General features: G+C 40.8%; 9 protein-coding genes. 1 reads left to right on the plus strand and 8 read right to left on the minus strand.

All coding sequences use genetic code 11. From position 1 onward, the window contains the following. Positions 1-79 precede the first annotated feature (79 nt). From H6G41_RS33260 to H6G41_RS33285, 6 genes are all read right to left on the minus strand, one after another. Complete coding sequence (locus tag H6G41_RS33260; protein WP_242038141.1) at positions 80-934, minus strand: nucleoside recognition domain-containing protein; 855 nt, start codon at positions 932-934, stop codon at positions 80-82. A 33-nt stretch (positions 935-967) separates the two neighbouring features. Beyond that, on the minus strand, positions 968-1,588 hold the full coding sequence (locus tag H6G41_RS33265) for a FeoB small GTPase domain-containing protein (RefSeq protein ID WP_190752563.1): 621 nt from the start codon (positions 1,586-1,588) through the stop codon (positions 968-970). Positions 1,589-1,945: 357 nt separating this feature from the next. After that, entirely contained in the window at positions 1,946-2,557 is a 612-nt protein-coding gene (locus tag H6G41_RS33270; RefSeq protein WP_242038142.1) for an HMA2 domain-containing protein, read from the minus strand. A 78-nt stretch (positions 2,558-2,635) separates the two neighbouring features. Then, on the minus strand, positions 2,636-2,935 hold the full coding sequence (locus H6G41_RS33275; RefSeq protein ID WP_190752564.1) for a DUF5132 domain-containing protein: 300 nt from the start codon (positions 2,933-2,935) through the stop codon (positions 2,636-2,638). A 4-nt stretch (positions 2,936-2,939) separates the two neighbouring features. Next, the gene (locus H6G41_RS33280; RefSeq protein ID WP_190752565.1) at positions 2,940-5,240 is read right to left on the minus strand and encodes a heavy metal translocating P-type ATPase; all 2,301 of its coding nucleotides are present in this window, start codon (positions 5,238-5,240) and stop codon (positions 2,940-2,942) included. Positions 5,241-5,248: 8 nt separating this feature from the next. Beyond that, positions 5,249-6,307 (minus strand): HMA2 domain-containing protein, encoded by a 1,059-nt coding sequence (locus H6G41_RS33285; protein ID WP_190752567.1) that lies wholly within the window; start codon positions 6,305-6,307, stop codon positions 5,249-5,251. An 858-nt stretch (positions 6,308-7,165) separates the two neighbouring features. On the opposite strand from H6G41_RS33285, the gene H6G41_RS33290 reads away from it, so the two are divergent. Further along, positions 7,166-9,376 carry a heavy metal translocating P-type ATPase gene (locus H6G41_RS33290; RefSeq protein WP_190752569.1) on the plus strand — a complete coding sequence of 737 codons (2,211 nt, stop codon included), beginning with the start codon at positions 7,166-7,168 and terminating at the stop codon, positions 9,374-9,376. Between the two features lie 63 nt (positions 9,377-9,439). Here the strand turns inward: H6G41_RS33290 and H6G41_RS33295 are convergent, their stop codons facing one another. After that, complete coding sequence (locus tag H6G41_RS33295; RefSeq protein ID WP_190752571.1) at positions 9,440-10,642, minus strand: FtsW/RodA/SpoVE family cell cycle protein; 1,203 nt, start codon at positions 10,640-10,642, stop codon at positions 9,440-9,442. 311 nt (positions 10,643-10,953) lie between these two features. After that, complete coding sequence (locus H6G41_RS33300) at positions 10,954-11,685, minus strand: hypothetical protein (RefSeq protein ID WP_190752573.1); 732 nt, start codon at positions 11,683-11,685, stop codon at positions 10,954-10,956. Positions 11,686-12,129 lie beyond the last annotated feature (444 nt).

Here is a 12,129-nt window from a genome sequence, read left to right on the forward strand (position 1 = left end):
TTTTAGCGATCGCTCTCTTCACCAGTTATATATAGTTCTCTTGTACTACTCAAAACACACCTCTACTTAGCACTTTTCTCTATTTAGATGCGTTTGCCCTGATGGCGAGGGAGAGTAAAAAGGTGGCAATTAATCGTTCCCGTTTGGTTTCTAAGGTGCGGGTAACCATTGTGGCCATTGTGTCACATCCTAAGCCTAATACCATTGGAATGACTGCACGACCAGATAAACCTACGGATTTGAATAAGCGATCCAGCATTAAAGATAAACGTGGTAGGTAGCCGCTATCTTCTAGTAAGGAGAACATCAAGAAGTAAGTCGCCACTACAGGTAAAACGATCGCAGTAGCGTAGCGAATCCCTAAGGTGATAATGCCATAATCATGAGCAATCAAGTCTTGAATTGATTTCCAGGGAATAACTTGAGCTGTTATTTGGTTGACAAATGGGTTAATTTGTGATTCAAAAAAGCCTTCTATGCGATCGACTAATTCCCCTGCACCAAATTCACCGACAAATTTGTAGACTCCGTAATAGAGGATGAAAACTAGGATGGGGAATCCGGTGATGGGGTTGACGGTGAGTTGATGCAGTGTTTCCGCAAGTGGCGATCGCCTTTTTCTAGTTTCCTGTAAGACTACTCTTTCTATCGTCCGCGCTTGACTTTGGCGAGTATTAGCGATCGCTAATCCAATAGGTTGTTTAAGTTGATTTTGCGTGACGGTAATCAAGACTTCTAGATGACGACACTGTTCTTGATCCCGTTGCATAGTTTCCCAAAGTCCGGGGTCTTTTTGTAGCAGTAATAAAGCTAAACTCCGGGGAGAGAGGGAGTAATTGCCAAATAAATAGCGATTACCTAAAGTTTGCCACCAAGATTCCAATTGTGCGATCGCGGCTTCAATTGGTTCTGGATAAATAACTTGGTTAATCATGGCTGTACACTGATGACTGATGACTGTTACCTTTTACGCTGGTATCATTGCTGTCTGAACTGGTAAAAATGGGGCAATTCTGTGTCGCAATTCATCTATACCTTGGTTCAAAGCCGCAGACATGCAAACTACGGGAATTTCTAACTCCATCTCCAGGGCGTCTTGGCGCAAATCTAATCCCCAACGATGGGCTTCATCCATCATATTCACAGCGAGGATAACAGGTAGTCCAGCTTCGATGAGTTGAAAAGTTAGCGGTAGCATTCTGCCTAAGTTCTTCCCATCTACCACATGAATCACAACTGATACAGGTTCACTTAACAATAAATCTCTAGCAACCTTTTCTTCTTCACTAATAGGTAGGAGTGAATACATCCCTGGTGTATCAATGACTGTGATGGCTTGCTCTCCTATCTGCGCTAATCCCCGACTCACTTCTACAGTCGTACCAGGGTAATTAGAAACAGTGACATAGATACCAGTTAGAGCATTAAACAGTACACTCTTACCCACGTTGGGCATTCCTACCAAAGCAATTGGTGGACTTGTGGAAACTTCTCCATTTAAAGATTGCTGTCTTTTGGGAAAAAATGGCAGTCCTCGCGATTTTCCTCCACAAGACTTACCCTGTGATTTACATTGATGGCATTCCATAGGAATTTATTGCTGAGCTTTACTGCAACTTATTCTCAAATAAAAATGTGAGGATCTTGTGAGGAAGATATCACTTTGGGGGGAGGTTTGCGATCGCAATATGAAAAACTCCATCCATAAGGATACTGCTGGCGAATGGTGGGTCTGACCCCTCAACACTTGATATAAACTGTTCTCTCACTTACCCGACACACCGCCCGCAGGCTGGAAGCCTGGGGCTAAAACTCCGAAGCCCACCTTTGTGGGCTTTGTACGATTAGCCGCACCCTTCTAGGGTGACGGCGGGATTTCGGGATCAGCGAGGGGTTTTACCATTGATTAGCCAGCATCATCCTTTAGGATGCTTCCTTTTCCCAATTAAGATTGTTTATTATTTATATTTAGCTGAGAATAGGGATTTTGTGAATTAACATTATTGAGTTTCAAGAAGCTATCAAAGGCATACCAAGCTAAGACATACCAAGGAATCATATCTAATTGCATACCTTTAATAATTAACTGTCTCACAGCTAATATACTTAGTCCCAAAGGAAACAAAAATCTTAAATCAACTGTACTATCTGTAGCGCGTGCAAATTTATTATTTACAGCTATTACAGATTTTCTTACATATATAGCTGCTTTAGTATTTCTTGGTATATAGTTTGTAAAATTTATACCAAATTTTTGCAGAGATGCGAAAACAACAGCTAAAGTAACATTCTCAGCATAATTGATGAGAATGCTACCTTGATGCAAGTTGGTTTTTACCTGAATAATGTACGGTTGCGTCTCTAGAAAATTGACAATTTGTTGCATTATCTCAGATTGACGATGGCTAGGTGCAATTCTCAACCGTAACCTTCCCGGAGTATCGCTAATAATTTGGGTAGCTATCGGTGTATCAGCGAGTGCTGGATGGCTAATTTGTTGTTTCTGGGGAATAATTACCATAGTTTTGGTTGAAAATGGGCATAGGGCATTGGGCATGGGGCAAACGTTAAAATTCAATATAGAATTCTTAATTTTGAATTTTGAATTTTTTGTCTCGCTTCCCCATGCGCCGTATCAATCTTTGGGGTGAGTTTCCACAGCATTAGCACCTGGTTCAAATACACGTTGATATTGACTTTCAGCGATTTCAGCTTTGGCTTCAGCAACGATGTCTTCCCAAGTTTCACCCAGTTCAGCGAAAGCACCTTTGCTTTTTTCGTAGGCGACGATTCCACCTTTAATGAGAGATTTAGCTACGGGTTTACCAATTCCTGCAACGACTGGCAATATAACTGGTGCTAACAATACTGCACCAATACCAGCGATTAGTCCAGGTCTACCTGCGTGTTCCATTAAATCTGTAATTTTAGGCATATTTTTATAAACCTCCTGGTGGGGAATATGGGGATAAATGTTTGCTGGCGACAGTATCGCGGATTGGTGGTGAGGAAGTTGTGAGGATTGGTCTTAAACCGTTGATTCCTGCAATTACGGTGGAACCATTGTTGACTATGGTTGCGGCTAGGGGGTTGAGTCCAAATAAAGCGGCGATAGCTAATCCTGCCAAATTTGGTACAGTAACAATGGCGGTATTTTGCTGAATCAGTTGCTTGGCTTGATGAGCAATTGCGATCGCTGTTAACAAACCATGCAAATCATTCTGCATTAACACTACATCTGCTGTCTCCCGCGCAATTTCGGAACCATTAGCAAAGGATACGGAAACATCAGCGTAAGCTAAAGCTGGTGAATCATTAATTCCATCGCCAACAAAGGCGACTGTTCTACCTTGGTTGTGTAGTTGCTGGACGATAGCGGCTTTTTGTGCGGGAAAGGCTTCTGCATGGGTATGTGATGGCGGTATTCCCAATTCTGCTGCTACGGTGTTGGCTATCTGCTGGTTGTCTCCGGTAAGCAGATGCACATCTATGCCTTCTACCTTTAACAACTGATGAATTACGTCAGGGCTTTCATTGCGTAAGACATCTTTATAAGTAATTATACCCTGTAATTCCTGGTTGCTAGCAACATAAATTGTCGATTCTGCGAGATGATATTGTTTAGTTAGGGATGACATATCTACGCCTTGTTGACGTAAAAAGCGATCGCTCCCTACATAGACAGTTTCACCATCGATAATTGCTTCTACACCTAAGCCTAGTTGATAATGCCATTGACTGCGCTGCGGTATATTCACACCTTGCGCCTGGGCGTAACGAATTATCGCTTCCGCTACTGGATGAGTTAATCTTTGTTCTGCTGCTGCGGCTAATGCTAAAATTCGCCATTGGGAAACATCGGGATGACAACTTTCTACATTAATCACCTCTGCTTCGCCTTTTGTTAGCGTCCCTGTTTTATCAAAAACAATAGTATCAATTTGCGCCAGTTTTTCTAAGGCTCGACCACTGCGAATGAGAATTCCTTGTTTAGCAGCATAGCTCAAAGATGCTAAAACTACTGTGGGAATAGCCACTCTAATTCCTGTAGCAAAATCTAAGGTAAGGATGCTGGCGGCTCTGGCGGCGTTTCTTGTTAGTGAAAATACAGTTACAGCTAGTAGCAAAGTTGGCAGTACAGCTTTCTCGGCAATCGTGGTTGCATAGTTTTCCATGCGCGTATCATAGACTGGTGCTGCTTCCATGAATTTGATACTTTGTCCAGCACGGGTATCATCGCCTGTGCTTTCAACTAAGATATAAATTCTACCTTCCCTTACCAAGGTAGAAGCGAATACTCGTTGTCCTTTGGTTTTCAAGCTGGGTATGGATTCACCAGTGAGTTTTTGCTCATCTAGTAAGGCTTTACCTTGAATTATTGTGCCATCAACTGGCACTTGTTCCCCTGGATAAACAATGACAGTATCGCCTATTTGTACATCGTGAATGGGAATTTGCGCCTTTTCTCCATTTCTTTCTACCCAGACAAATTGTCCTAAACAACTGAGTAAATCTAATGTTTGCAGTTGGGAAGTACGTGCAGTGCGATCGCGGATATTTTCGCCAATAGCAATTAAACTCAACATTAGGGCTGGTGTGAGAAAATGACCTTGAGCAGTGGTAATTGCGATCGCTAAAAAATCCAACACATCAATGGTGAGTTTTTGCTGTCTGACAATTCCTGTAACAGCTCGTTGCAAAACAGATAAACTAGCTACAGCAAGAGTTCCCACCCGCAAAATTGGCGGAATTGGTAAACCAAAAATCCTCTCGCAGACAGCTAGACCTGTAACTATCATTGGTAGTGATAAGCTAGATTCAGCTATTTGTTGTTCGTTAGTTGATGGCGTAGGTTGAGAAGTTACAGAAATTTGTCTAGCAGCTAGCAGCAACTTACCCAAACAGCAGCGCATTTTGTTGTCATTAACTACGTTGGGTTGATAGGTAATAACTAAAGATGCGGCGATTGAGTTGATCCGAAAACTGGTAATTAAAGGTTCTGCTGTTAATAAACCTTGCAGTCTGGAACTATATTTTGCATCATGCCGTAAACTTGGCACTCGTAACCTTAATCTTCCCGGTATTTCATGAACTACTTGATAATTTTGATTGAAGGAATTTTGGTTACTAGCTACAGGAAGTTGGACAACTTTACCATTGCTTTTCCCTACATTGTCTAAGGGACTAGCTGCTATTAACGATTCGAGTGGAATTTTCACTTTACCATTCCTTTCGCCCATTGCCAGCGCTATAAAGGAAAGTTCGCCATCAAGCCTAAAGAATAAGACATCATTGAAGGCTTTAAATCAACCCAGATTTTTGATAAATCTAACTCTATATTTGTTTCTGCTGACGGCGTTGTTAATGGCTGCGCTTCTGGCGGTGACACTAATATTTCTGGTGCTATCTCTGGTGGTAAAGCCGATTCAAGCAAGTGTAACCAATAATCTAAACTCGTTTCTGAATGATGATAATTAATTACTACTGAACTTGCTTGATAGTTCACCCGAAAATTAATCACTTCTCCATCAGCTTTGAGGATACTCTCTAATTTTTTACCATAGGCTGAATCTTTAGTCAGTTGCTCAACATGAAAGCGAATTCTCCCAGGAATTTGATGGACAACTTGATAACTTAGTTTTCCCGGTTTAGCTATTTCTTGAAGAGACTTGTTCGCCACTTTTGTAAATCCTCGTAGCGGTATTTCTTTTTCCGTGAATTTCTCGGCAGTTTTTGCAATCACAGCAAGTAACAAACCCGGTTCTACAGAGTCTATTACCCAGCGAGTTGCATCTGCCACCAGCATATAAACTAAAATTGCTGGTAAGCCTCTAACTCTCAAACCTCTTGTTACTGCTAATCCAGCAAGCAACGGTATCACCGCCATTGATTGCTTTTGCCAGAATCCCAGAGATTTAAAATCAGTCAAATCTACTTTACTGACTGCGGGAGAATAGCTAACATCAAATTCTGTTAATATTTTCAACACTTGGGGTAAAGAAACCTGATTTTCATCAAAGGTAAAAATTACACTACCCCGTTGTTGATTATGCTGAATATCTAATAGCCAACTCTGTTGTTTTAAGTCTTGACATAGTTGCTCTATTTGGCAATTCCAATTCCCATCATTAGACCGGATACGTAGCCGTCCAGCAATTGCATGAATTACTTGTAATTTTACCTGCTCAACTACTTGATTACCATGTTCCTGCGCTGATATTTCATCACAGAAATGCTGCTCAGAAGTTAAGTCAGGATGGTCATTTAACGGCGTACTTAAATTGTGACTACTGATGGTTGTTGTCATTAGTTAATAGCTGCACCAATTCAGACATTCACGATAGCTTTAATCATACCTGATTCTTTTCTCAATAAAATTCGTTCTTGAGAATAATTTGATAATCCGTAAATTTTGCTATTATTTCTTGTTCTTTGTTTATATAACTTAAAGGTTATACATAATTTTGAATACTCAACTCTCACAAGCTGGAAAATATGCTTAAATTTCGGTGTTTCCTCATCTTTTTTCCTCTGTGAACTCTGTCTTGAAAAGTTGTTCATGGGGGGAAACCCCCAAGACCACACTTTTCGCTGTGTTCTCTGCGGTTCATTTCTTCTTAATCTTAAAAATGAATGGCGCAGATCGCAGTTCCACTTCAACAAGACTCAAAGCTTTGCATCAAAACGTGAGAGAAACTTCAAGACTTACGCAACAGTTACGGGAAATTAAACCACAGAGGACACAGAGAAATAAAACTTTTAGAGAGTTATTGTTTAAGTCCTAAACTTAATATTTATGTAAAGAAATATATTCATTAACCACGATTCTTAACTTTTTACATATAAAAAGTTAGTCAGGTGCAGAAAAGTTTTTGTAAAAACAATCAAAATAATTGTTATTGTATAAAATCATCAGAAAAATTAGGGTTTCGCTAGGCATCAGAATGCAAATTTTGATAGGATAAAAAATCCCTATGGGCACAGAGGATATATTAAAACTTAAGTTAGAACTGGGGAATTTTAGATTTGAGATTTAGGTTTGATCGCTAACTTAAATCGAGAGTTGCCAATTTGAAATACTCCCACTTTAATGGTTGGAATCAATTCACAATTGATTGAGCTTGTTAACTCTGAGCCATTGTCTGCCAAAAGAGAGGATGACGATATGGTTTTAGCAGTAAAATTACCAGATAATATGGAGATTGCAGTAAAAGCAAAAAATACTGCTATTACTTACTCTGTCGTCCATGCAATACCAGGACGGGTAAGATTCCGCATTCCTTTGTTAGCAGAAGATGGGGATTATGGCTGGCGGTTAGAAACACTCTTAAAATCGGATAGTAGAGTCACAGAGGTTCGCATCAATCGCCAAGCTGCATCAATTGTCATTCAATATCAACAGTGTGAAAATTATAATCGCGCTTTTTTGAAACAGATAGTGCGATCGCTCCAACTTGCCACTACTATCAATACTATTACCCAAAATACCACCACCAGCCCAGAAGTAGCTGAAGCAGAAGATGCAGGTGTGAAATTACCAGCCTTTGCAGTTTTGCTAGCATTACTGGGTTTAAGGCTTCCCATTCCCCAAAGTTTAATTGCTTCCGTTGTCGCCCTTGCAGCTTGGCCTGTAGCTAAACGCGCCTACAATAGTATTACCAAGAACCGCAAGTTAAACATTGATTGCCTAGATTTTATGGCAATTTCCCTCACCGCAGCCCAAGGAAACCTCCTCACCCCAGCTTTGGTGATGACTCTCCATGAAATTGGTGATATGATTCGCGATCGCACAGCGCGAGTATCTGAACAAAACGCTTCTAACCTCCTTGACTCCCTGGGACGTTATGCTTGGGTATTGCAACCCGATGGACAAAAACAGCAAATTGAAGCCACATCTGTGCAACAAGGTGATACAGTCATTGTCTATCCAGGTGAGCAAATTCCCGTAGATGGTCAAGTGTTGCGCGGTAAAGCATTAATTGACCAACAAAAACTCACAGGTGAGTCTCTGCCTGTGTTACGGCAAATAGGCGAAACTGTATATGCTTCCACTTTGGTACGGGAAGGAGAAATTTACATTTACACCGAGAAAGTAGGCAATGCTACCCGTGCAGGTGCAAGTATCGAACTAGTCCAACAAGCACCGGTTCATGATACCCGCATGGAAAATTACGCCGCCACCATTGCCGACAAAGCGGTAATTCCCTCTCTATTATTTGCTGGTATAGTATTATTCGCTACCCAAAATCCTGCCAGAGCCGCCTCAATCCTTACTCTAGATTTTGTCACCGGAATTCGTGTTTCCCTTCCCACAACCTTTTTAGCAGCCTTGACTCATGCCACCAGACATGGTGTACTGATTCGGAGCGGCCGCGCCTTAGAAAAATTAGCACAAGTAGACACATTAGTTTTTGATAAAACCGGCACCTTGACCCAAGGTAACATTCAAGTAGTAGCAGTAGAAGCAGTTGCAGAGCGGATATCTACCAGCAGATTATTAGAATTAGCCACAGCCGCAGAACAAAGATTAACTCATCCAGTAGCCGAAGCAGTCATGCGCTATGCCGCAGAACAGGATATAGCAATCTTACCCCGTGGGGAATGGAGTTATGAAATTGGTTTAGGCGTAATTGCCCAAATTGATGGTCAAGAGGTATTAGTAGGAAGCGATCGCTTATTATCTAAGTTTAATATCCGCCTGACTTGTCTTTATGGCGAACATCACTGTCAGCCAGAAGATTGTACAAACACTTTAAATTGTCCGATCTCAGCCCATGATTCCTTACTATATATAGCAGTTAACAGAGAATTTGCCGGAGTCATTGCTTATACAGATCCCCTACGCCCCGAAAGTTCCGCCATCCTAGAACAATTACAAACAGAGTATGGCATGGAAATTCATCTATTAACTGGGGATAGCCAAACCAAAGCACAGATGGTAGCAGAAAAACTCGGTATACCCTTGAGTAACGTTCACGCCGAAGCCTTTCCCGAAACCAAAGCCGCAATTATCCAGCAATTAAAAGCCGAAGGTAAAACTGTAGGTTACACCGGCGATGGTTTAAACGATTCCGCCGCTTTAGCTTATGCAGATGCAGCCATATCCTTTGGTGATGGTTCCGAGATAGCCAGAGAAACCGCCGATGTCGTGCTGATGAATAATAACTTAACTAGTTTTGTCGATGCAATGGCGATCGCGCGCCAAACCAAAACCGTCATTGGGCAAAATATGAGTTTAGCTGTAGTTCCCAATTTAGCCGCCTTAGGATTAGCCACCACCATAGGAATGCACCCCCTAGCAGCCACTGTAATACATAATGGTTCCGCGATCGCCGCCGGACTCAACGGTTTACGCCCACTCATGCATCGCGACTAATTATCAAATGCGCGGGAAGCCCACTCCTTCAAGGAAGTGGGATGAGCAGACAAGCATTCTGGCTTAAACTCTAGTTTTTTTGAACATTTGACGCCGACGCTGAAACTCCCGCCCAGTTGCACGCAATGGTACTACATCTGCTTCACTACTCTCTCTAGCTACGCGAATTAGTAACGCCGCACCCACAAGACTAGCAATCATAGAGTTACCACCATAACTAAACATCGGTAAAGGTAAGCCCGTCGTCGGTAACGCACCTGTAGCAACACCAATATGAAGTAATGATTGTCCCACCATCACAATAGTTACCCCAATCGCTACCAATCGAGATACAGGATTTTTCGCCTTCAGCGCCACCATTAATCCCAAAGTGGCAAATAAAGCTAACATTAACAGCAAAACCATACTGCCAATAAAGCCAAATTCTTCAGCAAATACGGCAAAAATAAAATCAGTATCCTGAATTGGTAAATAAAACAGCTTTTGTTGAGACAGTCCAAACCCCGAACCCCAAGTTTGACCAGAACCGACTGCTAGCAAACTTTGCACCAACTGATAGCCATCGCCTGTAGCATCAGCCCAAGGATTGAGGAAGGACATCACCCGTTTGCGTTGGTACTCCTTGATGCTAATACTCAATAAAGCTAACAAAACTCCACCTACTGCTGTTCCTCCCAGATACCTGTAAGGTAAACCAGCTGCTAAAGCAATTAACCAGATAGTTGTACCGCAGAGTGCTGTTGTACTCAAATTCGGCTGAGCAATGATTCCCAAAAGTACCAGCCCAAAAATTCCTAACCAAATAAAGCGAACCCGCCAACTGAGTTTTTCCCATTGACCAAATAGTCGCGCACTTTGAAGTACCAAAAAGGGCTTAATCAGTTCTGACGGTTGAATGGGAATCGGGCCAATTGCAATCCAACGTGCTGCATCAAATGCTTTTTTTCCTAATCCTGGAATCAGAGTACAGAAAATTAACAGTAAAAACAATATTAAAAACCAATGGCTGACCCCTAAAATTTTTTTTAAGGGGAGATGCACAATTATATTGAATAAAATTAGCGAAACAAAAACCCAAAGAAGTTGACGCTTAAAGTAATACAATCCGTCATTTTGACGAGCAGCAGCAACAGTATAAGATGCGGAAAACAATATAATTAAACCGGCAAACAGCCAAATCAATGTTAACCAGCGTAACAGCCGCGCCTCCAAAGCCCAGCTAGAAACGGAATTATCAAAAATGGGAATCAGGCGGCTTAGATTCACAATCAGTACAGGTATAAGAACTTTTAGATTTTAGATTTGAGATTTTAGATTTGGGAAGGGTAAAACAGTAATTAATTGGTATAATATTTACCCCCAGCTCAATTACCAATACCCTAAGATAGATTTTTATCATTCAGCAGGTATAAATATAGGTTTTTGTAAATCACTGTAATATATGCCATAGTTATCACGCCTAGCCCCTGATGTGGTGCGACTAGACAAAAAAAGTCCGCCTTAGCAGACTAGTAGAAATCTAAATTTTCCTAAGTTCCTATAGCTTCAGGTTTTCGCCCCAAAGCTTCATACTCCTTTTAAGGCTGACTTTGTAACTTTTTCATTTCATGCTGCACATCTAAAGCAATCTGCAATGCTTCATTAAGCATACGTCCATGCTCAGTAGCCTGCTCGGTAACTTGCATGGCGGTTAAAGTTGCTAAATTATTAGCGAAGAAATCGCTATGATTAAGAATAAAATTTTTATTTTCCCGCAAAATCTTTTCAGTTTTCAGCGCTCTGACTAAATCATTCCTAGTAATTTTCAGTGCTTCGATAACTCTTTCCCGTTCCCGAATACTTACATCTAAGTTACCAGCATCTTCTATTTGATCGTTAATATCTATTGCTTTAATAATTGCATTGTATCTATCTACATCATTTAATAAAATTTGCAAAGAATGTGTAATCTTAGCTTTGAGTAGCTGACTGCGTTTTCTCCAGAATACGTATAAACCTATTTGGGTAACTCCGCCAAACCATAAGCCTAAAACTATCAATACTAGCCAGGATGGAACTGTCAGCCATAAACCCAATAACTTGACAATGAAATCAAATGCTATATAGCAGCCAACTAATATAGAAAAGCTGATAAAAACTACAGTAGCGCCTTCAGTTCCCTTAATTTTTGCTATAACTTGCTTTACAAATTGCCCTAGAGGAACAATAATATTTATGAGTTCATCTTTAACAGGCAGATTAGTCAAGTTTTGTAGTTCTTTGGCAGTAATCTCCAACCCTTGTAAATCATCCCGCACAGTTTTAGCCACCTTGCCAGAATAGTTATTTAGTACAATATAGCAAGCTAATTTCTGGAACGCTAATTCTGGATTTTCCTTATCTAATATTTATCTGCAAAATCTGAAAATTCAGCTAATAATAATTTTTTGTACAATCAGATACTCCTTGGACAAAAAACTGGTTGTATTCTAGTAGAGCTTCAGTGCGATGCAGTCAAAAACCCTACATGAATATTTCACAAATCTTCAACAGAGTTCTCTAGATACTTGATGTTAGGAAATAAATATATAAGTTGTTCAAGTGACATTTAATAAAATTAGTTAGTTTTTTCCTGGCTGATAATTACCCCAAGCGAAAACATCTAGGATGTTTTTTAAACCTCATCCATCTTGAAAACTGGAGTTTTCGCAGAAAACATATTACTGTGGATAGGTGGTGTGGTAGAAAATCAAACAGGAATGCTAAAAGTAGAA

It is taken from the genome of Tolypothrix sp. FACHB-123 (genome assembly GCF_014697075.1).
In the GTDB taxonomy this organism is placed as follows: Bacteria; Cyanobacteriota; Cyanobacteriia; order Cyanobacteriales; family Nostocaceae; genus Aulosira.